We start from the raw sequence: 24403 nt of genomic DNA on the forward strand, positions 1-24403 counted from the left end.
AAAAAACAGATGAAATTATCGCAGAATCGATCTTCCTCTGAAATTCTTTTTTGGGCAATTTTCATTTTCGCAGGCGTCGTTCGATTCAAGGATTTATCCACGGGTCTGCCTTTGCATACTCTTTACGGGGAAACGGACACACTTGAAATCCTGCTGAGAATACTGAAATCAGGGGACCTGAATCCGCACCAGTTTGATCTGCCGGGACTCGCTTACTATTTCTTGCTCCCCTTTCTCTATCTCTTTTATCAGCTCGGAAACTGGTTGGGTTACTTCACCTCAGTGGAAACTGTTTCGCCCGCATCCTTTGTTTTTGTGGGAAGGATTGTTTGCGCATTTTTTGGAACTCTTACCGTTTATCTTTGCTACCGGCTGGGCAAACGGTTCTCCACACTTACAGGCTTGCTTGCGATGGCGGTACTCGCAGCTGTTCCACAACACATTGAATACAGCCATATGCTGCGTCCGGAGATCCCCGCGATTTTCTTTGTTCTTCTTGCTCATGAAATCGCCTTCTACATTCTGGAGGATCCAAGAAGCGGATTGTACTGGATCTTTGGATTGGCTATGGGCATCACCATGTCTTTCAAATACACCATTGGCGGACCACTGGCGCTCACTCTGATCCTGGTACATTCCATGAAAAGAAAAGAGGCGCGGTTCTCCTGGCTCGTGCGCAGTTTTCTTGCTGCAGCAATCATTTTCTTTTTTACGAATCCATTTCTCTTCACGGGCCAGGAGGGACTGAACTACTGGCAAAACAGGATGAAAGTGCTTTATGCGACTGGAGAAGATTATTACGGAAAAAGCACGATTGCTTATTACATTGAATTCTTAACACGTTACAACTATAACGTTCCGCTGATGCTCTTCGCGGGATTTGGAATTCTCTGGAGTTTTGCTTCCTCCGTTCCGAAAAGTCTTCTTTTGGGAGTTTATCCACTCTTTGTATTCTTCTGGCTCTGCTCTTTCGAAACACGCCGCACACACGGACTTCTTCCGTTGCACCCATTTCTGGCTTTGTGGGCAGCCCTCACTCTGTCAGAAATCTGGCGCATGACCCGGGAATTTTCACGGAAATGGATCTTTCAGGTTTTCTTTGCTTTATTGATCGCCACAACCCTGTCCTGGCCCTATTACCGCAGCATAGTTCAATCGTATCTTTTCTCTCGAACGGATAACCGCAGCAAAGCGGAGTTGTGGATGGTGAACCGTTTGCCGAGAGGATCCAGAATTGCGTTGCTTCAATTCAGCCAGTTGGAGCTGGACAGGGCTTACTTTCAAATTGAGAATTTTGTTCCGCGCGATTACGTTTTAAACAACAAGGACTTTCGCTGGTTTCAGCAAAATGGTTTCGACTACATTGTGGTTTCGAGCGGGCAGTACATGCGCTACTTTATCGAAGGAGAGGCAGCGCTGCGGTACAAGAATTACTTCAGCACGCTTTTCCAGGACGCAGAAACGAGAGGAGCTTTGATACTCGATCTGCTGCCTCATCCTTTGTTAATTCCCGATTACAGAATCAAAGTTTTTGCAACACGGCCATCCGCAATTCCCGCCGGTTTTTTTCCGGCCATAGAAAGCGAATCAGGGCAAACAACCTATTCATTAACCCGCTCAGGAATCTCGCTTTCGTTGGAACCAGGATACTATTCCCTGAAATTTCCGAATCAGTCCGGAGACTCGCATTTTGTCGAAGTAACAAACATGAAATCCGGCGAGACCATACTGCGGTGGCGTGGAGTTGGAGAACTTTCCAGTTTTCCGTTTTCTGTTTTTCCTGTGAGGCTGAACAGCCGGCTCCGCCTGTTTGCGTCGGCGCCGGAAATTATCACTCCGAACCAAATGGTGCAATTTCAATGGACAAATAGCTCAGGGGGACTTTTACTGGAAGGAATCCCACCCGTTATCCGCGTGTCTACAGCCGATTTCGATCCCAACCCTCACAGATCTACCAAACCGTTTCACCTTTTTCAACAAAATGAATCCTTTCGGATTCGGTGCATTCTAAGAAATCGCGGAAAAGCGAATGTGGCGGGTTATATTAAGGCCTACTTAAGTGAAATCGGTGAGGCACAACCCTGGAAAAATTTTGCCTCCACCAGTGTTGCCCATGAGTTTTATCTGGAGCCGTCGCAAAGAATCATAATTGATATTCCCATGAATACGGAAGATCTCACAGGGGACTACCAGCTCAGTTACTGGATCTTCACGCGCCAGGACCTCCCTTTTAGCCCGCAAATCGGGGGCTGGTACAACAAACAAATAAGAGTCGAAGATTCAAAACTGGGACTCCATCCAATCTATGGCGTGCAAATCCCTTAATAATCGCGGATCGTAACCGTAATCGCTTATCTTTATCATGATTCTTAATTCAATTAGGGATTATGATTAAGATTGACGATTACGATCACGATTACGATTACGATCCACGATTATCGGTGATATAATATCGGATTCAAAACCGAGGACCGACTAGAGATGCCCGAAGACTCACGACAGAGTGTTCAGATATCACAATTGGAAACCGCTCTTGGCGGAAAATACAAGATTCTTGGCCGGATTGGCGCGGGTGGTTTCGGTGAAGTCTATCTCGGTGAACATACTCAGTTGCACCGAAAGGTGGCAATCAAAATTCTCATCCAGAGCATCTCCTCTCAGGAAGATCTGGTAAAGCGTTTTCAGCGAGAAGCGCGTTCTGCGGCCGCGCTTTCCCACCCAAACATTATTGACATTTACGATGTCGGTGAAGGAGATGGCATTTATTACTTCGTCATGAAGTACATCGAAGGAGAAACCCTATCGCAGAGAATGCAACGTGACAAGAAAATGGATCCTGCCGAGGTCATTCACATCATGCAGCAGGTGGCAGATGCGCTCGATTATGCGCACGAGAACAACGTTGTTCATCGTGACATCAAGCCCGCCAATGTCATGCTGGATCCTTACGGTAAACCCTTGTTGATGGACTTTGGGGTGGCGAGAGTACAGTATGAGGGAAACCTAACAAAAACAGGCACCTTGCTGGGGACTCCACACTATTTGGCGCCCGAACAACCGCTAGGAAAACCAATTGACGGACGAAGCGATATTTACAGTCTCGGGATCATGCTCTATGAAATGCTTGCAGGGCGGCCACCTTTTCATGACGAGAATTCAATCACCCTCATTTTCAAACACATCAATGAACCGCCACAGCCTTTAAACGCCGTAGCTTCGGATTTGGATCCGGAACTCTGTTTCATCGTGCACAAGATGATTGAAAAATCACCGGAGAACAGGTTCCAGACAGCCGGAGAGGTAGTGGATGCGCTCCACAAACTCCGTGACATCTATCCTGTGCCCACTGCAACTACAGGTCGCAGAACCTCTCCTGGCGGCGCCATCAATACTGAAAAACTTTTGATCCTCGCACAAGATCATATTGATCAAAACAAATTGTCCAAGGCGATTGAAATTCTGGGCACCATTTCAAAACGGGATCCCAATAATGAAACGGTAAAGAGGAAAATTCAGGAAATTCTTCCGAGATTATCAGAACAGGTCAAAGCTCATATTGCATCAAAAGACTTCAGACAGGCGCGCCAGCTGATCTCACAAATGACGCAGCTCTCCCCGCAGGCGAGCGCTATTTTTCAATTGAGAGAAGAGGTTCAAAAACTGGAAAGTCAAAGTATGGACCAGAGTGAAACCATTTTTAAAGAGCATTTTTTGGCGGCCCAGGAAGCGCTTGAACAAAACAGAACATCGCAGGCAATACAGCACCTTACGAAAGCCCATACAATTGATTCCTCCAGCCAGGAAATCCAACAACTCTTAAAGGATACCGAAGGGAAGATTACAAAAGAGATTCGCTTACTTTGTGAAAAACTTGATTTTGCCGGCGCTCAAAGAATGTTGGAACTCGGAAAAGAAGCATTTCCATCCATGGTCCAGACAAGAGCTCCGGCAATTGAGCGGCACAGGGCTTTGTATCAAGTGTGGCAACAGGCCAAAGAACAGTTCCAACAGGAAAAATGGGAGGAAGCCGAAAAGTCACTGGCAAAATTCCTGGATACCGGCAGTCCATTTGAATTCAGTGTTTTTGAATCTTTGAAGAAGGAATCAGAGGAAATGTTGGCCGCATCGCGTGAAAAGTTACGAGCGGTTCAAAAACCGACCCCTGCAACGATTTCGAAAGAAGCAGCTGCCTTGACGCCCGCCGCGGTTCCTGCAAGGAAAGCAAGTGTGGGACGCATCGCCATCTATCTCGTCTTGGGAGTTGCCATTGCCATAGGCGCCTGGTGGATCACCAATGCGATGAGAAAGGAAGCTGAGACACCCGATGCGCAGCCTGATCTAACTTTCATTCGCAAACTCAATCCTCCGCCGCAACCGGGTCAACCGAAACCAACCAGCGGCGAAATCTCTATTACATCCGAACCGCCGGGGGCTACTGTTCTTCTGGGTACTGAGGAAAAAGGGAAAACGCCTTTAAAACTCTCCACTCTTGCATTCGGGAAACATACGATCACACTAAAACTGCAAGGCTACCAAGATCTTGTCCAGGAAGTGGATCTCAATGAAAATCAATTTGCACTGGAGATTCCCGCAGTACTGCAAACAGCGGTGCAGCAAGTTGGAATTCTTGTCATCGAATCCAACCCGCCCGGTGCATTCATCGGACTGGGGACCAGGATTATCGGCCAAACGCCTACGAAGTTAGACAAAGCGAAGGTTGGAAAATATAACATCGTTTTGCGTAAAGAAGGCTACATCGATCATACGGAAACTGTCCGTGTAAAAGAAGGAGAAACGACAACGCTTAAGGCGGAACTGAAAGAGGTGCCCAAAGTTGTAGCGGAACAACCGAAACCAGTAGAGCCGGAAGTTAAACCGGGAATGCTGGTAACTCTTGGGCCTGGCGTCACTCCGCCAAAGACGCTGAAGAAAACTTCCGTAGAGTATCCCGAGGCCGCAAGAAGACAGAAGCTCGAAGGGACCGTGCAATTAAATCTGTTGATTTCTGAAACAGGACAGGTGCTGGATGTAAGAATCCTCAAATCTGCGCATCAAATTCTGGATGACGCAGCCGTACGCACTGTGAAACAGTGGACTTACGAGCCCGCGAAAAAACAGAATGTTCCAGTTCGTGTCTGGCTGAGCACTTCCATCACCTTCGTCAAACGTTAATTTTTTTACCGCAGAGCACGCGTAGAACGCCGAAAAAAAAACAAAGAATTATCTTTTCTCTTTTCTCCGCGATCTCTGCGTTCTCTGCGGTGAATTACAGAATATCGAAGGCTTGACCGGCGCTTACAGATAGTGAGCCGCCCCTTCCGCCGCTATTCACAAGTGGAAATGCGTAATCAACTCTCAGCACACGGGTTCTGCCGTATTTCTTCAATCCGATTCGCAAACCAATCCCAACGCTGGCTCCGAAATGATGATCCGGATTCCAGACATAACCTGAATCGATAAACGGCACCGCTGCGACTCCCACCAGACGATGTTCCCAGGGAATCATCACACGGTACTCAAGATTCAGAAGAGCGCGATTTAGTCCTGTAAAGCCACGAAAGGGGTACCCGCGCAAACCTTCATCTTCACCCAGCGATAATTGAAAGGGCGCATCCATATCTGCGGTAATCGTTGCCGCCAGATTTGCCGCAAGGGTTTGTTTGGGACTCTTGAAGAAGCCAAACTTGGTGGAATCCTTTTGAATGTAGTAGCGCAACAAAAACTCTGCAATCCAGTTGTTCCACTCCCCTCCTTCCCTTCTCAAAGATAACCCGGCGTGGCTAACAAAATATTGTCTCGCATTCCGGTGAAATGTGTATCTTCCAGTGAAATTACTTGTGAGAAAATCGCGGCCTCTATCATCGTTGGAATGAACGACCGCAAGGCTTGCCAGTGTGCCGTATGGCAGATCCTCAGTCCGTCCAAAATTATCTACATAGTAAAACTTCACAAATCTCTGACGATCACGGACCAAACTCATTCCGATGTTGAAGAGCTCGCTTTCCACTGGATCCAAATTTCGCTGAATCTCCTCCTCTTGAGCGGCTTCTTCATCGAAAATCAAAACGGATGGAAACAGGTTTTGCGAATAACCAAGAATCAAGCCGGCCCTGTTCCGTTGATAACGAGGTCCCCACGCGCGGTTCACATCAAAAGTCACATTGTGTTGAACGTGTTCGAGCGCGGCAGCATCGATCCCCTGGTAATAAAAGTGCTGTAAGCGCTTTAAATCGAATCCATTTACCCCATAGGACCACCGCGCTTCCTGCGCGTAGAATGGTTGAACGAGCGCGTAGTTCAACCGGTGTCCATCCGAAAAACGGGCATAGCGCAGATTCAACCGGAGCCTTGTATTCAGAAATCGTGGATCACCATAAAGCCCGACGAAACCATCCCTTTCCGGCGCTTTTTCATACCGCAGTCCTACCCGTCTACCAAGACCAAGGAAATTTTCTTCTTCTATTCCGATGTCCAGAATCCGCGATCCGCGTGTGCTTCCCCAGGACAAATTCGGTTTTGTTGTCCATTGATCTTCCGTGTTCACAAACAGATCTGCTTCCTGATCGTTGATCCGGCGCGATCGTACCGAAACATCCGTTAAGAACGTATACCTCCGGAGATTTCGCTCACTTTCACGCATCAAATCGGGTTCCAGCAGATCTCCTTCTCTTAACAGGAGCTCGTTGCGGATAAATGATTTTTGAGTTTTTACATGGAGACGGTTCATGAGCCGGAATCCCCACCATCGAAACTCCTGATGCTGCGAATCAAATACATCCAGGTTGTTGATATAGATATTTCGAACACGAGGCGCTGATTCGGCAAGCAGGAAAGATGGGATGGTGATAAAAACGAGAGCGAAAAACCAAATCCGCACAGCAGCATTCTAGCAGGTTGTAGCGTCGGCGTCGCGCCGGCAAAAATTGACGCGCCCGGCCGCACTGAAATCTCATTTGATAAAGCGGGAAGAGGTTTCAAAATCCTTTTAGATAGTTCAACGTGATATAAAGAAATGAGTCATGACTCCCCAACGCTGGAAGAAAGTAGAGAAGGTTTATTCTGCCGCTCGCGAACTTGCGCCGCCGGATCGAGACGCTTTTCTGAAGGAGGCCTGCAAAAGTGATGCGGCTCTCCGGCAGGAAGTGGAATCTCTATTGAAACACGAAGTTGGCGCAAAGGAATTTCTTGAATCGCCTGCTCTGGAAGTTGCCGCCGGGATGCTGATGCAAGATCAAATGCAGACCACCGGAAAAATCGGTTCCTACCACATATTGTCCCTTTTGGGCACAGGAGGAATGGGTGAAGTCTATCTTACACAGGACAGCCGCCTGGGCCGGAAAGTCGCGCTAAAACTCCTTCCCAAAAACTTGACTCAAGATACCGATACGATCCGCCGCTTTGAACGCGAGGCACGTGCTGCTTCAGCTTTGAACCACCCCAATATTTTGACCATTTACGAGATCGGCCGCGCCGAAGAAACCCATTACATTGCAACCGAATTCGTGGAAGGAGAAACACTCAGACAGCGAATGCTTGGCGGCAAAATGGACCTGAATCAGGTTCTCGACATCGCCATTCAAACCGCAAATGCGCTTGCAGCGGCTCATGAAGCAGGTATTGTCCATCGCGATATCAAACCGGAAAACATTATGGTGCGCCGCGATGGCCTGGTAAAAGTGCTCGACTTCGGATTAGCAAAGCTCATCGAACCTAAAGCGCAGTTTGTTGATCGCGAAACGGCAACTGTAGCAGAACTGAAAACGGATACAGGCATGGTCATCGGAACTGCGCGTTACATGTCCCCTGAACAAGCGCGCGGGCAAACAACAGACGCACGCACAGACCTGTTCAGTTTGGGCGTCCTAATCTATGAGATGCTCGCTTCCATGCCCCCCTTCAGAGGTGATAACCATGCTGATGTCATCGCAGCATTGCTGACAACAGAACCGCCGCCGCTCTCGCAAATTGACTCTGAGATTCCTGCGGAATTAGACAGTATTGTTTCCAAAGCATTGCGCAAAAACGCCGCGGAGCGGTACCAGACAGCAAAAGAATTATTAAATGACTTACATGATTTTCGAGGCGGGTTTCTTCACGTTCAAGCGAGTGCGGAATCCAAATCGAATCGAACAGGGTTCGCTGTACCAACCGGTTCCAGGCTTCGCCTGTGGATCTACGGCATTGCGATTGTGCTGATTGTCACATCAACATTCATCATTTTTCAAAGAAATCCAGCCAGAATGAACAGAAACAAGCCGGGGCGTGCCACTCTTGCGGTTATGCCGTTTCACATTTCCACTCCTGAACCGTCGATTTCATATTTATCGGTTGGCATTCCGGACGCAATTATCACGCGACTATCCAATCTTGAGCAGATCCAGTTACGCCCCACAAGCTCCATTCTTGCATTCCAAAACAAGCACTTTGAAATCGAAGAGGTGCGCGAAAAGCTCGAAGTAGAGAACATACTAACAGGAACAATCCAGAAGATCGGCGATCGATTTCGGATCCGCGTTCAATTGATCCGCGCGGCGGATGGCGTTTCATTGTGGGGTTTCACCTACGACTTATCTCCTTCCGATCTTCTAACCATTGAGGATAGTGTGTCCGAGCAAGTTAGCTCAGCGCTTCAGCTTCAGATCAGCCCCCAGCAACGTGTTCGATTAAAGCAGGCCTACACAGAAAATACGGAGGCTTACCAGTGGTATGTGCGCGGCCGGGAACAACTTCCACGGTACACCAGCCAGTCGGCCCTCACCGCAATCTCTTATTTTGAAAAAGCACTTCAGCTGGATCCCTCTTTCGCCAAAGCACGCGCGGGATTAGCACAGGCCGCCGCAGACATGCATCTCCGGCTCGGTGCAGATGAGGAAGCCCAGTTCTGGGGCAACCGCGCATTGGAGGAAGCACAACAGGCCTTGCGAATCGATTCGAATCTTGCTGAAGCTAATGAAGCCATGGCAGCCGTTTATCGCAAAACAGAATTCAAGTGGGACTTGACAATTCAAGAGAGTAACAAAGCGCTTGCCCTTAACAATTCCCTTTATCTTCCTCATTATTTCAAGGCGGCAGCCTACTATCATTATGGATTGTTTGATCTTGCGGAAGAAGAATTGATCGCAGCCAAACGCGCAAATGTATCGGACCAGGTAGAGGCGTTTCGCACGCAGGCTGTCATTGATTTTTTTCGTGGACGCTTTTCCGACGTGATCAAAAATTTAGAAGAAGTTCAAAGACTGACGGGAAAAGCCATCGCCGATTGGCACTTTTCCTTGGCACATTATTATTCAGGTAACGCCGGACAAGCAGAAACCGTGTTGCGTGAGATGATGACCGTTTCCTATGGCGGAACAGCCACTCGTGCAAAAGCAACGCTCGCCGCGATTCTCGCACAATCGGGTCGGCGCGAAGAAGCTCAGAAGTGGTTGAAGGAAGCTCTGGCTTCCTCCTTTCTCGATCATCATGCTCTGTACAGCATCGGAGTTACTTATGCGCAGCTGGGAAATCATGACGCTGCTGTTGAATGGCTGTCCAGATCGATTGAAAAAGGCTTTCCCTGCTATCCATGGTTTGAGCGAGACCCGCTGCTTGACCCTATCCGAAATACAGAATCTTTTCGGAATCTGCTTTCAAAACTAAAGCACGAGTTCGAGATAGCAGAAAAGCGGTACACAAATCAGCCATGACTCATGCACAAAAAAATTGCAGTGCGGGCGAGTCGCCCGCACCACAACACAGAGCGCTTAAGGGTTCCAGTAGTAGCTAAATTTGACAAGAAAAATATTATCGCTTTCGGCTTTCCATAAACGGCTGAGCGAACGGGTGAACTGGAAATTTCCGGTCGGTTCGTCATCCGAACGTGTTTGCGTCCACACAAAATAAACTGTGGAGCCGGGCCGGTATTCCCAGCGTAGAATCGCGTTTCCGCGCAGCGACTTGAAATTAAAATTCGGATCATCGAAGGTAAAGGCGCCGGCGGGGCCTGTTCCATCCGGATCGATCGTGACATCGCCGCTGGTGATAATCGGATTCCCGTAGATGTTGAATCTGTAGCTTCTGGGTTGAGCCAACTCCTTATAACCCGTGTATCTTCCCGATGAAATCAGCGGCTGGGCATAGAGTTGCAAACTCAAGCGTGGAGTAAATGTCCAATCCACGCGTATACCTGCGCTGAAAGTTTTCTGATCGAGTGCTCCGAAGACGTAACGTTTTCCGAAGGTATGTGCCGCGGTTGGATCCTCAAAATTTTCTATCCATTGAGCGGGTGTCCAGTCATGTTCGAAAGTGGGATTCACACTGAGGGAAACATTGGCGATCGGTTTCCATTCGATGGTGGATCTCAATGCGCGGTAGTGAGAGGACTCCGCTTCATACAGGTTTCCACCGAAACCGAACACAAATTTTTTACGATTGTCCGTGCGTCCAAACAGATTGACTTCATAGCCGGGCAGATTCAACGTTTGCGGACCGCCACGAGTGCGTGTGTTATTGAGCGTTTCTTCAGGATTCCATGCCAGTGAGTAGTCGAGTGTGTAGTAGTTATGAAATTCAACATATCCGAAGTGAAACAAGCCGCCCCACGTTGTATCGCCACCAAAATCAAGCGTGCGAAACGCTGCTCCACCGAGCTCCGCATAGCGATAATATTTCCCGGGAGTCGTCCATTTGTAACCGCTGCCTACATGCATGTTGTATTGATCGGCGCGGAACAGGAAACCGAGATCGTTGTTGTCGAAGCCAGGACTCACAAAACCGAAGGCGGAATTGAAAAACACGTTTCCCTTTTCTTTGTTCACATAAAAACGTCCGGCGTAGCCATTCAGCGAGGTTGCATCCGGATCCACTTCGACATAATCGGCATCGGGTCGCTGAAAGTAATGTCTGGAGTTTTGCTGCAGATCGGTAATCCGAGCTTGATTCCCTTTTACTGTAGAGAAAGCGGTCCATCCGGTAAGCGCCCACGTTTTATTGTCATCCAGGAATGTCCAACCATCCACGCCATAAACAAGTGCAGAGCCATTGATCTCGTCCTCTAAGCGTAATTCCTCAAACCTTCTGGAAGCGATCGTGGTGATGAAACCCAGACCTTGTTTGCCATCGCCGAATTCTTTCAATCCTCGCGTTACTTGGTAGTAAGAGGCCGGTTCGATTTCTGCTTCGCTTGAGACATCATCGACAAAATAATTGGCCCGTTCCCTGCCGGTGAAAGCATGCAAGGTTCCAATGCTAAAACCGGGTCCGATTTTGCCTGTAAGTTTTGCAGCACCAAGAATGCTGGCGCCGTTCGGAGCATCCTGATAATCCGAATCGGGAATGGAACCCTGCGGAGCCCTTCCAATGCGGCGGCTGTAGAACAATAGAGGATTGCTCCAGTTGAATCCCCAGTAATTGGTCGCGCCACCTTCACCAAACTTGAAAATATTGTATCCTTCAATAAAGAAGGGTCGTTTTTCCTGAAAAAATGTTTCTACATCACTTAAGTTGATGACCGCAGGATCAACTTCCACCTGGCCAAAATCAGGATTCACTGTTGCATCCAGATTTAAGTTGGTTCCCAGACCAAATTTCATATCGGCTCCGATCCCCGGATCGTAGGAAGAACCATCGTTATATGGATTGTCCGCACCCGGATGTGTGAACTCCGCTTTACTTGTTATATAAGGCATGATCTCGATGCGCCGTTGCGGTTTGATACTCTGGATTCCAGTCATTTCAACAAATCGGGATACAAATCCGCTATCATTTTTGGGCCGGATCACCAGATAATCCGTTTCATTTTTGCGGGCGATGGTGCGCTTGAAGTTCACGCCCCATATGTATTGTTGCTGCTTCCGGAAACGGAGTTGTGAATAGGGAATGCGCATCTCAACGGTCCATCCTTTCTCATCAACGTTTGCTTTGCCTTCCCAAACGCCGTCCCAGGAGTTGTCTTCCCAGCTATCGTTCAGAAGAGTGCCATCGTAGAGTGTGCCGGCGGCATTCACGCCAAAGTAATAACCGGTCCGTTTGTCATGATAGGGATCGACATAGAACATCAACTGATCGGACGTGATCAGAACATCCTTCCTAACGAGCCGCGCTTCGATCAAATTCGGTTGCGAATCGTACATTCGCGCGCCGATATAGATCGCTTCATCATCGAACCCGACATCGATAACAGTCATTTCTGTAGCTTTTGCACCTTCCACCGGATCACGCTGAATGAACTCCGTTACAGCGTTTTCATCTTTCCAAACTTTTTCCGTAAGTTTTCCATCCAGTGAAATCGGTTCGGTTAATCGTACTGCTTTTACTTTAGTATCCGCCCACGCTTCACTCCCTAATAACAGGACGGAACAGATGATCAAAATGTATGATTTCCGTTTCATGACTCTCTCTCCCACAATTTCAGTGCCGAGTAATGAGTGATGAGTTCCGAGAAAATCTTAAGAAGCTCATCGCTCATTACTCATTGCTTTGGCACTTCTTTCTGCATACCTCAATAGACCAATGCGGTTTCTAAAAGGTTGCTTGCTGTAAATTGGACGAGAAAATGTGAGGAAACGTTTACAATGTTTTGTCTTGGCGTCTTGGCGGTTAATAAGGAAAAAGGGCGCAATTTGATTCGCGCCCCTTCCCAGGTCGTCAGCGGTTAGACCAACCTGTTTAAATATTAAGGGCCCCTAAGGTTGTGATTCACCGGTGATGATTGCGCGGAGCGCTTGTTTGGCTTTTGGGGTGCCGATTTGACCAAGACTTTGAACGGCTGCCATTCGAATATTCTTATCGGGATCATTCTTTGCAAGATCCAGAAGAATCGGCACAGCATCATCGCTTTCACTGTCTCCCAATGCGCGAACGGCTGTAATTCGCAGCTCCGGATCCTGGCCTTGCTTCAAGTATTGCGTCATTACTTTTACAGCATTTTTGCCGCCCATATCGATCGCCTTGTAGAGCGCTGCCTTACGGACTTCCAGATTCTTTGCTTTTTGGACCAGATCGAGCACGACCTGAATATCTTCGGGTTCGAGATTATCTCCCAGGGAGTAAACTGCGGCTTTCGCCAGTTCCACATTGGGATCGTTGAGTGCTACATCAACAAGAAATGATTTCGCTCTCGGCTCCGGTTTATCCATGATTGAATACAGCGCTGCCTTCCTGACCTCCAGCTCTTTTGATTTTGAAAAAATCTGTTTGAGAGATTCAAAACGATCTGTGTCATCCAATTCCGCGATTGCATACACGGCATGGCGTCTCAATTCGGGATCCGGGTCGCTGAGGGCAACGTTCAGAAACATTGCGGAAGTCATCGCATTATGATCCGCAAGAGCAAACAGAACAGCCTTCCTGATTTCCGTAGGCTTTACCTGCGCGAGAATTCCTTGCAACGCTTTCACAGAGGCCTGACTGTCCATATCTGCCAGCGCATACACTGCTGTTTTGGCCATTTCCTGATTGGCTTCGCGACTCGCGATGTCCGCAAGGAGCGGCACGATTTCAGGATCATCTGTTTCTGCCAGGGCATAAAGCGCGGCCTTTCGAACTTCCTGTTCTACATTGGACTGCAAAACTTTTTTGAGCGCTCCAATCGATTCCTTTCCGCCACGATCTCCCAGAGCATAGACTGCGTTTTTGCGTACGGAACCATCCGGATCCTTTATGGCGATCTCTCCCAACTTGATGGTGACCTGCGGAGAATCCAGTTCGGTTAGCATATAGACAATGTTGCTGCGGGTCTTCGGATCCTTTTCCGTGTTAAATATTGCAATCACATCCTCTGCCGTTGCGTCCCCTGAATCGACTAACGCCCGGATGGCATGCAGCCGCACTTCATCTGTACTCCCATGTTTACGGATTTCTTCGATTTTGATGGTTGTATGAATTCCTGCCTTCGCAAGGTCGTTAGCAATATTGATCATGTTCGATTGAGCATCATCCGCCCACTCGCTTTTGGGATACTGTTTGATAAAAGACTCGTAACATCTCACACTCTCTTCCCGTTTGTTCTGTTTTTGTTTTGAAAAACAGATCCAGAAATTGGAGTCGTCAGTATAGGGGCTATTCGGGTACTTCTGAATCACGTTTTGAAACGCCTGAGTCGCATCGGCCCATTTTTCATCCAGAACGAAACCGTAAGCTTTGTTATATGCTTTTGCCGCTTCGCTGCCTTCCGCTGCAGGCCCTGGTGGATAGGCAAATGTGAACGTGCTGAGCACCAGAAGCAGCACGATCGCTATTAAGTCAATTGGTTTTCTACGAAACATCTAGTTTTCCTCCACTATGTACGCGTTTTCCCCGTGGCCCTTGCAAGAAGTAATGAGTAATGAGCAATGAGTCTCCTTCGGTACTTTCATAACTCATGACTCATTACTTTGCTACTGTTTCTACGTGGTTGTCCCTTGCGCATCTGCTCTAAGTTGATTTTTAGAAGAAGTCCTTTGCGATCCACTCCATTTTTCACGAGTTCTATTTCTGGCAAGTCCTCTTTCTCTTCCAGGTTTGCAATCTGCATCAAGATCAATTCGAGATCGCCCACGAGTTTTTCCAACCGTCCGTCATTTTCATCTGACAGTTCTTTCTTCAAGTAGGATGCTTCTTGAATCAGATCCTGCGACAATGCTTTTTGCTTCGTGATATCCACAGCGCTTGCATCGTCTGATTCCGCATTGAAATTAACCATGCCAAGCAGTAAGACTTCCGAGCGGCCGAGAAAATCCTGCGTCCTCTGCTCAAGCTTTGCCTGGACTACGGGTGGTGTAGAAGGCTTCGTTCGTGTGACCGGTCCGGGAGTAAACTGGTTGAATCTTCCCAGAATCACACCGATACCGATCAACAAAATTACTGCGGCTGCGCGATATGCCCATCGGGTCCATTGCGGAGCAACCTTTGGTTTTTCCTGTTGCATCCGTTTTTCGAGCCGGTCGTAGTAGCCATCCCAGAATTGCTGATCCGGTTCAACACGGACGCGCTGGTTCATCACTCCCAGCGCGCGCTTCATTTTTCGAAACGCTTTCCGGCATTTGACGCAGGAGCGCAAATGAGCGCGAAAGTTTTCTCGAGACTCCGGATCAAGCTCGTCATAAAGTGCTTCGATAAATAAAGGTCGAACCTGTTTACATGGCTTCATTGGAATTCATCCTGTCGGGGGCCAAGTGCTCCCAACTCTTTTTGTAATCGTTGAATCGCGCGAAAAAGCTGCGCTTTCACGGTTCCCTCTGAAATTCCGAGCGCTTCCGCAATTTCCCTCAACATGAGTTCATTGTAGTGCCGCATCACAAATATCGAACGCTGCCTCGGAGGCAATTTTTGCAACGCTTGTTCGATCTGTTCCTGAGTCGAGCGGGCATGCAGTTCTTGTTCCGGATTCTTACCATTCGTTGCTTGCTCATACACCTTTTTATCAATATCTACAATTTTTAAGTGTTTGCGGCGAGTTTTGTCGATGCATGTATTCATGGCAATGCGATACAACCAGGAGCTCAATTTTGCTTCGCCTCTGAAATCTTTAATAGCCGTAAACACTTTCATAAAAACTTCCTGCGATAAATCCTCGGCATCATGGTGATTCCCCGTCATATCGAGAGCCATATAGAAGACCTTCTGCTTGTATTTCTCGACCAGTTCCTGGAACGCCGCCATTTCCCCGCGTTGAACATTCTCAATAAGAATCTGCTCTTCATTCGTCATAACCGCTGTTTGAATGTTGGACGGCATTTTGGCCCTAAAGGTTTACTTCTTGCGCCGGCGAGACGCCCGCGCTACTTTGTTTACAAGGTTGCACTTCAACTCAATACGAATTAGTGTTTCTATCGGGCTCAGTTTACCCTATGCGAAAGCGATTTCTTCTCTGTTCGGCTCAAGGATTCGGAAACCTCGTCTGGCAGCCTCTCGCTGACATTTACCGGATCGGGAACGGTTGGTTGGTCAAACTGGATCTTGCCGGTATCCGCCTGGAAGACGTCGAGATAAAAACCAAAGGAAATTGCCTGACGATCGAAGGAATCCGGCGGGATTTTCAAGAGGAAGAATCTCACAACTACTACGCGATGGAGATTTCCTATAACCGTTTTAGAAAATCGATCGAGTTGCCTGTGCAACTTGAGCACGCCGAAATCAAACTCGATTATAGAGATGGAATGCTTTTGATACGAATCGAGCAGGAGGTTAACAAAAATGACTGATACCCAGACTCTGCCGCTGCTTCCCGTTAGAAATACCGTAGTTTTTCCGTACGTTCTCACGCCATTGTCCGTAGAAAGGCTTATTTCGGTCAATTCTGTTCAAGCAGCAGCCGCCAGTGAAGAAAAAGAAATCTTCATTGTGTCGCAAAAAAACAATGTGGATGACCCGACCGCGGACGACCTCTACACTATTGGAACAAAAGCCATCATTAAAAAGCTAGTCAGTCCCAGGCCAAATACCATCAGCATAGCGGTTCAGGGGATTGAAAGGGCTGTTCTCATTAAAGTTGAGCAAACAGAACCTTTCATGACGGGGCGCATCCGTCTCTTTCCTGTCCCGCAGGATACCAGCACCGAAATCGAAGCTTTACGACGCGCGATTCTGGAGCAGGTTTCAAAAGCTTTATCGCTGATTCAAAGTGATGCTGTGCTGGATTTCAGTCAGCTTTTCGCAAATACAGGAAACGCAATGCAACTTGTTTATACGATTGGATCGATCCTGAATCTTCCTGTAGAAAGGGAACAAGCCGTGCTGGAAGCCGCCACAGTACTGGAGGCACTGACTCTGATTCACTCGTACGTCACGCACGAAATTCAAGTGCTCGAATTGAGCAGCCAGATTTCAAAAAAGGTTCAAAACGAAATGTCCAAGGAACAAAGGGAATATCTCCTGAGACAGCAGATGAAAGCGATTCAGCAGGAGCTTGGTGAGAAGGATCCGCAGGAGAGCGAAGCACAACTTTTACAGGAAAGATTGGATAAAGCCCAGTTGCCCGAAGAAATCAGAAAAGAAGCGGACCGGGAACTCTCAAAACTCAAGAAACTCCCTGCAATGGCGCCGGAATATCATGTGATTCGAACGTATCTGGAATTAATTCTTGAATTGCCGTGGTTGAAGGGCACGGAAGATGAAATCAACATAGAAAAAGCCCGTAAAGTCCTGGACGAGGATCATTATGACTTAAAGGAAATTAAGGAAAGGATTCTGGAACACCTGGGTGTGTTGAAATTGAATCCGCAAGCCAAATCGCCGATTCTCTGTTTTGCCGGGCCTCCCGGTGTAGGCAAGACTTCGCTCGGACAATCGATTGCAAGATCGCTCGGGCGTACCTTTGAAAGACTGAGCCTCGGTGGAATGCATGATGAAGCAGAATTGCGGGGACACAGACGCACTTACATTGGCGCTATGCCCGGCGCAATCATTCGAACAATTCGAAGAGCCGGCGTCAATAATCCTGTACTGATGCTCGATGAAGTCGACAAGCTGGGTCATGATTTTCGCGGCGACCCTGCGGCTGCACTGCTCGAAATCCTGGATCCGGAGCAGAATCGCACTTTCCGCGATAATTATCTCGATCTTCCGTTCGACCTTTCGAAAGTATTCTTCATAACCACGGCAAATATTCTCGACACCATTCCTCAACCTTTGCTGGACAGGATGGAAATCCTGCGACTGTCCGGTTATAGCGAAGAAGAGAAAATGGAGATTGCAAAACGCTATTTGATTCCGAAGCAGCTCAAAGAAACGGGATTGACGCCCGAACAGTTGAAAATCAGCGACGAAGCCTTGCGTCGCTTGATTTCGCGGTACACCCGCGAGGCGGGAGTTCGCGAATTGGAACGCATGATCGGAAGACTTGCCAGAAAGACGGCACTGATGATTGCAGAAAACAAAAGCCAGCCTACGGAAATACTGCCTGATATGTTGATCGACTATCTCGGACCGGAACGTTTCTTTCTGGAACAGGCCCGCAAAGAATTGCCTCCCGGCGTTTCGACTGGTCTTGCATGGACCGAAGCAGGCGGCGATGTTCTCTACATTGAAGCAACGCTCTTACCGGAAGGACGTTCCATGACACTTACCGGACATCTTGGCGATGTTATGCAAGAATCGGCAAGAGCTGCTCACAGTTATTTATGGTCAAACGCCGAAAAGCTCGGCATCGATCCTGCGCTGTTTCAAAAGTCGGGAGTCCACATCCACGTTCCTGCCGGCGCGATCAAAAAGGATGGTCCATCGGCCGGCATTACAATCGCAACTGCGCTTACATCTCTATATTCAGGACTTCCAGTTGACAGCAAAACAGGAATGACAGGCGAAATTACGTTGACCGGTCTTGTACTGCCAATTGGCGGTTTAAAAGAAAAAGTTCTGGCGGCGCGGAGAGCAGGATTGGTCAGAGTGATCTTACCAAAGGCGAACTTGAAAGATTTGCGCGACTTACCAGAAGAGATTCACAAGGAAATGGAATTCATTCCCGTGGAACATGTCACAGAAGTTCTTGCGACCGCAATTTCAGGACTTCGCGAACGCATGGCAGCAAACACCGCTGCATAAGAGTAATGAGTCATGAGACTCGCCCGTGAGACTCATTGCTCATTACTCATTACTTTGGCACTTATGAGGCAGGTTTTGTGCCCATTCATATTGGATGCTCCGGCTGGCATTATAAACACTGGCTTGGCAAATTTTATCCGGAGAATCTTCCAACAGCCACAGCCGTCTTATCAAACGCTGCAAGACTTCAACGTTGCCTTTTGCATCTATGACCGCGATCTTGTCGAAACCCCGCTGGAAGTGACAACAGATTACATTTACATCCGGCTCCATGGATCAGGACCGACGTACGGTGGAAAGTATCAGACTAAACATCTTGAAGCCTGGGCAAAACGAATTCAGGAATGGAAGAAGCAGCACCGCGACATCTGGTTCTACTTCAACAATGACTGGCAGGGTTACGCGATCAATAACGCGCTGGAGCTTAAACGACTCGTTCAAACAAAGTAGCGCGGGCGTCCCGCCGGCGAAGGCAAATCAAGACTACTAATCGCAGGCGAGACGCCCGCGCTACTTTGTTTCTGAAATCAGGGTGGGGCGAACCCTGGCGGGCCCGCCCCGGGGAATACCCTTTGTTTGGGGAGCCTAAAAAACAATACTCGTATGAACTTACACTTTACGAGAAAAATCGTGTAGATGCAAGTTATCTGGTGCGGAATGTGCGGAATCGCAGAATCCAGGGATGAAGTCCCTTCCAACGGGTATCAAATAGTCGTTCCTGTTTAGAGTGCGTCCAGATAGCTGCGAATTGCGCGCGAATCGCGAGTTTTCGAGGCGACATCACGAATATTTGAGAGCACAGCTTTGTTTTCCGCGTGACGCTGCAGAACCCGATCTACCCCACCGCCGCCGAGGCCGGCTAAGATTTCACGCACGCTCCTGCGGTCTCGCGCCATGAAAATGGCATTTTCAATCAACCCTGCAATTGTTTCCGCTGCTGAGGAATGACGCCGCGCATGTAGAAATTTCGCTACCAGCAGAGATGAATCCAGATCACGCGTATACATGGCAACCCTTGCGATGCATTGAATGAGCCGTTCGGAAACCGGTGTTGACGGATCGAACGACTGAATGAGACCGTAAACATCCGGTTCAGTTAAAATGCGTGCTACAGCAGCCAGATCGGAGCGCACAATTTCGGCCGCCTCTCCAAGAGAAGACGCGACGATCTTGTAGAAAGGGCTTTGAAGATACAACCGCAAAGCCCGGATCGTTTCCTTCAAACATTCTTCTTCGCGGGTAAAGAAAAGCGCCTTTCCAGCGGCGGCTGTGCCGTCAGCAAGCGCCGCAGCCGGTAGACTGTTTAGCTGAAAGGCGATCTTATACTGTGCGCCCACAAAATAATCCATGGCAACGGAGGCGATGATCTCTCTTTGCCGGTCTACAGGAAGCTTTGAGAATTCCTTGTACAACGATTCGACGGAATTGATCCTGTCATTCTTAGCCGCTCCAACGAGTTTCACATCTTTCTTTGTCGCAATAATTGCATCGCGTAACTCTTGCTCGCTAATCTGATTCATGTTGCTCCTTTTTAACCGCCAAGGCGCCAAGAACGCCAAGATAAAAAAATCTATTTCTAAATGGGCACCGGAATTGTATCTACAATTTGCTGGATCACGCGCTCCGCTTCTTCCGCGCGATTTTCCTGAAATACAACGGAAGATTTTAATTGAATTCGATGAGCAAGCAAAGGCACTGCCAGTTTTTTCACATCGTCTGGAATTACGTAATCTCTTTCCTGAAAAAAGGCATATGCCTGCGCTGCTCGAAAGAAATAAAGAGAACCGCGTGGAGAGCAGCCTAACGTGATCAAAGGGGAGTTCCGGGTTGCGCTAACGATCCTCAAGAGATAAGACAGGACATCTTCATCAATCGTGACGTTTTTCACCTGCTCCTGAAGTAGCACCAGTTCCGTACGCTCAATGACCGGCTGCGCGAATTTAATTGGATGCTCAAATTCCTGATTGCGAATGATCTCCTTTTCATGTTGCTCGTCGGGATAACCCAGCCGGATCCGCATAAAGAAGCGGTCCATTTGAGACTCCGGAAGCGGATAAGTGCCGTAGTGCTCCAGAGGGTTTTGAGTCGCAATAACCATGAACGGCATCACCAGTTCGTAGGTCCTGCTGTCTACGGAAACCTGGAACTCACTCATTGCCTCCAGTAAAGCGCTCTGCGTTTTTGGAGTCGCGCGGTTGATTTCGTCCGCGAGGACAATATTAGAAAAAACGGGACCCGGTTTAAAAACAAATTCCTGGTCTTTGGCGCTCCAGATGGAAACGCCCGTAATATCAGCCGGCATCAAATCGGAAGTGAACTGAATGCGATGAAAGCTGCACGAAACGCACTTCGCGAGCGCATGACCAAGAGTCGTCTTACCGATTCCGGGAACATCTTCAATCAGTAGATGGCCTCCGGACAACAGAGTCACGAGCGTCATTTGAATTGCTTCGGATTTGCCCCGTATGACCTGCTCAATTGCGCGCGCAAGTTTGCGGGCCTGTTCCAGAGAAACCGGCGCAATGTTCTCCTTGTTGATGCGGTTAATCATCGATCAGCCTGATGTGTAAATCCTCCAACTGTCGTTTGGATACTGTAGAAGGAGAGTCGGTCATTAAACACTGCGCGCTGCTGGTTTTCGGAAATGCTATCACTTCGCGAATCGATTCCTCTCCGGCAAGCAGCATGGCGATGCGATCCATTCCAAACGCAATTCCACCATGCGGTGGAGCGCCATATTGCAAAGCGTCGAGGAGGAATCCGAATTTTTCCTTCGCTTCTTCGCGGGAAATCTTTAAAGTATCAAACACTTTTGATTGAACATCCGCGCTGTGTATCCGGATGCTTCCTCCCCCGATTTCATATCCATTACAAACTACATCATATGCCTGCGCTTTTGCTTTACCAGGTTCGGTGTCCAGTAAAGGGATCGAATCGGGCATGGGAGAGGTGAATGGATGATGGCAGGCAACATACCGGTTCTCCTCTTTATCGAATTCGAAAAGAGGAAAATCGATGATCCATGCAAAACGGAAATCATCCTTCGTGTACCACTTTTCCTGACGGGCAAGATGCGTGCGGAGCTGCCCCAATACGGTATTAGCGGACATACGTGGACCCGCAACCAGCAACACTAGATCCTGATCGCCCGCCTGCATCTGGCTCCACAACTCATTCATTTTTTCTTCGCCAACCGCTTTCAAAATGGAGGACTGAATGGCATCTCCGGTTTTCTTCGCCCAGATGAGTCCGGCGGCGCCGAATTCTTTTGCTTTTGCCTCCAGCTGATCGATTTCTTTTCGTGAATAGCGGCCGCATCCTGTTGCAACCAGCCCTTTCACCTTCTCGGCCTGCTGGAAAATTCTAAATTCGGTTGTCTGGGCCCATTCCGTCACATCGTGGATTTCGCAGCTGTAACGCAGATCCGGTTTATCCGAACCGTAACGGTCCATCGCATCATCGTAAGTCAACTGTGGAAAAGGAATGGGCACTGAGATTCCTGCGCTGGAAAAGATTTCCCGAACCAGGGGCTCCATAACAGCAATCACATCGGAGCGTTCCACAAAGGACATTTCCAGATCGATTTGCGTGAACTCCGGTTGACGCTCCGCGCGTAAGTCTTCATCGCGGAAACACTTCACGATTTGCATATATCGATCGAAACCTGAAACCATCAACAACTGTTTGAAAAGCTGAGGCGATTGCGGAAGCGCATAGAACTTTCCGGGATTTACGCGGCTCGGAACGAGATAATCCCGGGCTCCTTCCGGCGTAGATCTCGTTAGCATGGATGTCTCTATCTCCACGAAGCCTTGACTGTCCAGAAATTTGCGGGCCGCAAGGATTGCTTTGTGTCGCAGGAAAAGATTCCGCTGCATTTTGGGCCGCCGTAAATCCAGATACCGGTATTTCAAACGAACATCGTCCGAAACCTGAACTTCATCCTCCACCGGAAAAGGTGGAGTCTTCGATTCGTTCAGAATTTGAAGCGAGGATGCGACAATCTCGATTTCCCCTGTTGGATGATTTCTATTGACCGTTGCTTCTTCGCGCTCAACCACCCTGCCTTTGACGCAAGCAACAAATTCCGGACGCAAGGCCTTGGCGATGCGATGAGCTTCTTCATTGGTCTGCGGATTGAAAATAATCTGCACAGAACCGGAACGGTCTCTTAGCTCAACGAATATAAGGGAACCCAAATCCCGTCGCCGGGAAACCCAGCCGGTCAGAGTTAGATCCTTTCCCACATGTTCTTTGCGGACTTCGCCGCAGTAAATGTCTCTTTTCATACGAGTTTCTGTATAACTTCATTTAGAGAATAACGCTGTTGTTCGCCATTCTTCATGTTCTTTAAAGTGACCTTTCCCTCCTGTATTTCATCATCGCCCACCAAAATCACCCATTCTACTTTTCTTTTGTCCGCCTGTCGCATTGCGGCTTTCACGCTTCTTCTCTGATAGTCCACTTCACAGGCGATTCCTTCTTTTCGCAGGCGGGCTTGAACCTCATTGTAGGCGAAGTTGAAGGAAAGGTCGCTCATGGATACGATAAAAACGCTGACTCCGGATGGTTCAGCGGAACTCTCGGGAACCGCGAGAACCAGACGGTCTAATCCGAGGGCAAAACCGATTGCGTTTACCGGCTTGCCTCCCAGTTCCTCAACAAGACCATCATAACGTCCGCCACCCGCGACGGAATTTTGAGCGCCGAGGCCGGGCAACAAAACTTCAAAGGTTGTCTTCGTGTAATAGTCCAGACCACGAACCAGTCTTTTATTCCGGATAAATTGGATGCCGGAAGATCCCAAAAATTTTTGCACAGTCTGGAAGTGCGCGCGGCATTCCTCGCAAAGATATTCATCGATTGCCGGCAACGCATCAACGATCGGTTGGTCCTTTTCAACCTTGCAATCGAGCACGCGCAATGGATTCTTCTCAATCCTGACCTGGCAATCCGCGCACATTTCCTCTTTCCGTTCTCTCAGAAGCTCCTGAAGTTTTGCAGTATAGATGGGACGGCACACAGAACATCCGACTGAATTCAAATGAAGTTCGTGCTGTGTTGCTCCTGCTGATTCTATGTAGCGGATCAACAATTCAATCACTTCAGCATCGACGGCCGGGCTATCAGTTCCAAGCGCTTCGATTCCAAACTGTCCAAACTGCCAGTATCTCCCTTTTTGCGGGCGCTCATGGCGAAACATAGGACCAACGTAATACCACTTTGTGATGGAGGGTTCATTGTCAAGTCCGTGCTCTACATAAGCCCGCGCCACGGGAGCAGTCCCCTCTGGCCTCAACGTAACCGAATCATGGCTTACGGAAAAAGTGAACATCTGTTTGGTCACGATATCGGTGATTTCTCCGATTCCTCTCGTGAACAATTCCGTCGATTCAAGCACAGGCGTGCGAATCTCCTCATAGCCGTAAAGTGCGCAAATTTCCCGGGCCTTGCGCTCGACAAATTGCCATTTCTGGACTTCAGGCGTGAAAATATCCCGTGTGCCCTTAACTGCTCGAATCATATGTTGAAAGATAATACCATGTACCGCGAGCGTCCCGCCCGCAGAACAGTTAAGATAGAAACCATGTGTAGGAACATCAAAAAATTACGCAAAAACGAAGTAGAGCCTACCGACGCTGAATTGCACGATGCCGCTTTACAATTCGTTAGAAAGATAAGTGGTTTCCGGGTTCCCTCGCAAGCAAATCAGGATGCATTCGACCAGGCTGTTCTCGAGGTCGCTGAAGCGAGCCGGAAAATGTTCGGGCAGTTGAAAGGGCGTCAGTCAAGGACCACGTAAACAAGGTAGCGCAGGCGTCCCGCCTGCGAATCCGCAGGCCAGAGGCCCGCGCTACTTTGCATAGAGTACCCTGTACGTTTCTTTATATTCCAGATAATTGTT

16 protein-coding genes are annotated in these 24403 nt (G+C 48.5%); 7 read left to right on the plus strand and 9 right to left on the minus strand.

What is annotated here, in order from left to right; translation table 11 throughout:
- Positions 1 to 2325: glycosyltransferase family 39 protein (locus L0156_03680; protein MCI0602089.1), on the plus strand; the 2325-nt coding region annotated here is incomplete at its 5' end.
- Between the two features lie 156 nt (positions 2326 to 2481).
- Positions 2482 to 5172 (plus strand): TonB family protein, encoded by a 2691-nt coding sequence (locus L0156_03685; protein ID MCI0602090.1) that lies wholly within the window; start codon positions 2482 to 2484, stop codon positions 5170 to 5172.
- Between the two features lie 94 nt (positions 5173 to 5266).
- Here L0156_03685 and L0156_03690 read toward each other — a convergent pair whose 3' ends face one another.
- On the minus strand, positions 5267 to 6877 hold the full coding sequence (locus L0156_03690) for a BamA/TamA family outer membrane protein (GenBank protein ID MCI0602091.1): 1611 nt from the start codon (positions 6875 to 6877) through the stop codon (positions 5267 to 5269).
- 142 nt (positions 6878 to 7019) lie between these two features.
- Here L0156_03690 and L0156_03695 point away from each other — a divergent pair, with 142 nt between their 5' ends.
- The gene (locus tag L0156_03695; protein MCI0602092.1) at positions 7020 to 9686 is read left to right on the plus strand and encodes a protein kinase; all 2667 of its coding nucleotides are present in this window, start codon (positions 7020 to 7022) and stop codon (positions 9684 to 9686) included.
- A gap of 57 nt (positions 9687 to 9743) precedes the next feature.
- On the opposite strand, the gene L0156_03700 is transcribed toward L0156_03695, so the two are convergent.
- From L0156_03700 to L0156_03715, 4 genes are all read right to left on the minus strand, one after another.
- Positions 9744 to 12368: a carbohydrate binding family 9 domain-containing protein gene (locus L0156_03700; protein MCI0602093.1), complete on the minus strand. Its 2625-nt coding sequence runs from the start codon at positions 12366 to 12368 to the stop codon at positions 9744 to 9746.
- A 294-nt stretch (positions 12369 to 12662) separates the two neighbouring features.
- Positions 12663 to 14243: a HEAT repeat domain-containing protein gene (locus tag L0156_03705; protein ID MCI0602094.1), complete on the minus strand. Its 1581-nt coding sequence runs from the start codon at positions 14241 to 14243 to the stop codon at positions 12663 to 12665.
- An 86-nt stretch (positions 14244 to 14329) separates the two neighbouring features.
- The gene (locus L0156_03710; GenBank protein MCI0602095.1) at positions 14330 to 15106 is read right to left on the minus strand and encodes a zf-HC2 domain-containing protein; all 777 of its coding nucleotides are present in this window, start codon (positions 15104 to 15106) and stop codon (positions 14330 to 14332) included.
- Entirely contained in the window at positions 15103 to 15693 is a 591-nt protein-coding gene (locus tag L0156_03715) for a sigma-70 family RNA polymerase sigma factor (protein MCI0602096.1), read from the minus strand. Before L0156_03715 ends, L0156_03710 begins: the two co-directional genes overlap by 4 nt.
- A gap of 113 nt (positions 15694 to 15806) precedes the next feature.
- On the opposite strand from L0156_03715, the gene L0156_03720 reads away from it, so the two are divergent.
- From L0156_03720 to L0156_03730, 3 genes are all read left to right on the plus strand, one after another.
- Entirely contained in the window at positions 15807 to 16160 is a 354-nt protein-coding gene (locus L0156_03720) for an Hsp20/alpha crystallin family protein (protein MCI0602097.1), read from the plus strand.
- Entirely contained in the window at positions 16153 to 18498 is a 2346-nt protein-coding gene (gene lon / locus L0156_03725; GenBank protein MCI0602098.1) for an endopeptidase La, read from the plus strand. Before L0156_03720 ends, lon begins: the two co-directional genes overlap by 8 nt.
- A 123-nt stretch (positions 18499 to 18621) precedes the next feature.
- Positions 18622 to 18948, plus strand: a complete 327-nt coding sequence (locus tag L0156_03730; GenBank protein ID MCI0602099.1) for a DUF72 domain-containing protein — start codon at positions 18622 to 18624, stop codon at positions 18946 to 18948.
- A 272-nt stretch (positions 18949 to 19220) separates the two neighbouring features.
- Here the strand turns inward: L0156_03730 and L0156_03735 are convergent, their stop codons facing one another.
- The 4 genes from L0156_03735 to hisS are packed head-to-tail and all read right to left on the minus strand — an operon-like array spanning position 19221 to position 24022.
- Positions 19221 to 20018 carry a hypothetical protein gene (locus L0156_03735; GenBank protein ID MCI0602100.1) on the minus strand — a complete coding sequence of 266 codons (798 nt, stop codon included), beginning with the start codon at positions 20016 to 20018 and terminating at the stop codon, positions 19221 to 19223.
- Between the two features lie 56 nt (positions 20019 to 20074).
- Positions 20075 to 21049, minus strand: coding sequence for a MoxR family ATPase (locus tag L0156_03740; GenBank protein ID MCI0602101.1), 975 nt, complete (start codon positions 21047 to 21049; stop codon positions 20075 to 20077).
- Entirely contained in the window at positions 21042 to 22787 is a 1746-nt protein-coding gene (gene aspS, locus L0156_03745) for an aspartate--tRNA ligase (GenBank protein ID MCI0602102.1), read from the minus strand. Before aspS ends, L0156_03740 begins: the two co-directional genes overlap by 8 nt.
- On the minus strand, positions 22784 to 24022 hold the full coding sequence (gene hisS, locus L0156_03750) for a histidine--tRNA ligase (GenBank protein ID MCI0602103.1): 1239 nt from the start codon (positions 24020 to 24022) through the stop codon (positions 22784 to 22786). Before hisS ends, aspS begins: the two co-directional genes overlap by 4 nt.
- A gap of 63 nt (positions 24023 to 24085) precedes the next feature.
- On the opposite strand from hisS, the gene L0156_03755 reads away from it, so the two are divergent.
- Positions 24086 to 24301 carry a DUF2277 domain-containing protein gene (locus tag L0156_03755; protein ID MCI0602104.1) on the plus strand — a complete coding sequence of 72 codons (216 nt, stop codon included), beginning with the start codon at positions 24086 to 24088 and terminating at the stop codon, positions 24299 to 24301.
- Positions 24302 to 24403 lie beyond the last annotated feature (102 nt).

The organism is bacterium (genome assembly GCA_022616075.1).
Taxonomy (GTDB): Bacteria; Acidobacteriota; HRBIN11; order JAKEFK01; family JAKEFK01; genus JAKEFK01.

Bases quoted from the DNA above. Each gene is read 5' to 3' on its own strand.
- L0156_03685 (MCI0602090.1), top strand. From the start codon at position 2,482: ATGCCCGAAGACTCACGACAGAGTGTTCAGATATCACAATTGGAAACC.
- L0156_03695 (MCI0602092.1), top strand. From the start codon at position 7,020: ATGACTCCCCAACGCTGGAAGAAAGTAGAGAAGGTTTATTCTGCCGCT.
- L0156_03700 (MCI0602093.1), bottom strand. From the start codon at position 12,368: ATGAAACGGAAATCATACATTTTGATCATCTGTTCCGTCCTGTTATTA.
- L0156_03705 (MCI0602094.1), bottom strand. From the start codon at position 14,243: ATGTTTCGTAGAAAACCAATTGACTTAATAGCGATCGTGCTGCTTCTG.
- L0156_03710 (MCI0602095.1), bottom strand. From the start codon at position 15,106: ATGAAGCCATGTAAACAGGTTCGACCTTTATTTATCGAAGCACTTTAT.
- L0156_03715 (MCI0602096.1), bottom strand. From the start codon at position 15,693: ATGCCGTCCAACATTCAAACAGCGGTTATGACGAATGAAGAGCAGATT.
- L0156_03720 (MCI0602097.1), top strand. From the start codon at position 15,807: ATGCGAAAGCGATTTCTTCTCTGTTCGGCTCAAGGATTCGGAAACCTC.
- lon (MCI0602098.1), top strand. From the start codon at position 16,153: ATGACTGATACCCAGACTCTGCCGCTGCTTCCCGTTAGAAATACCGTA.
- L0156_03735 (MCI0602100.1), bottom strand. From the start codon at position 20,018: ATGAATCAGATTAGCGAGCAAGAGTTACGCGATGCAATTATTGCGACA.
- L0156_03740 (MCI0602101.1), bottom strand. From the start codon at position 21,049: ATGATTAACCGCATCAACAAGGAGAACATTGCGCCGGTTTCTCTGGAA.
- aspS (MCI0602102.1), bottom strand. From the start codon at position 22,787: ATGAAAAGAGACATTTACTGCGGCGAAGTCCGCAAAGAACATGTGGGA.
- hisS (MCI0602103.1), bottom strand. From the start codon at position 24,022: ATGATTCGAGCAGTTAAGGGCACACGGGATATTTTCACGCCTGAAGTC.
- L0156_03755 (MCI0602104.1), top strand. From the start codon at position 24,086: ATGTGTAGGAACATCAAAAAATTACGCAAAAACGAAGTAGAGCCTACC.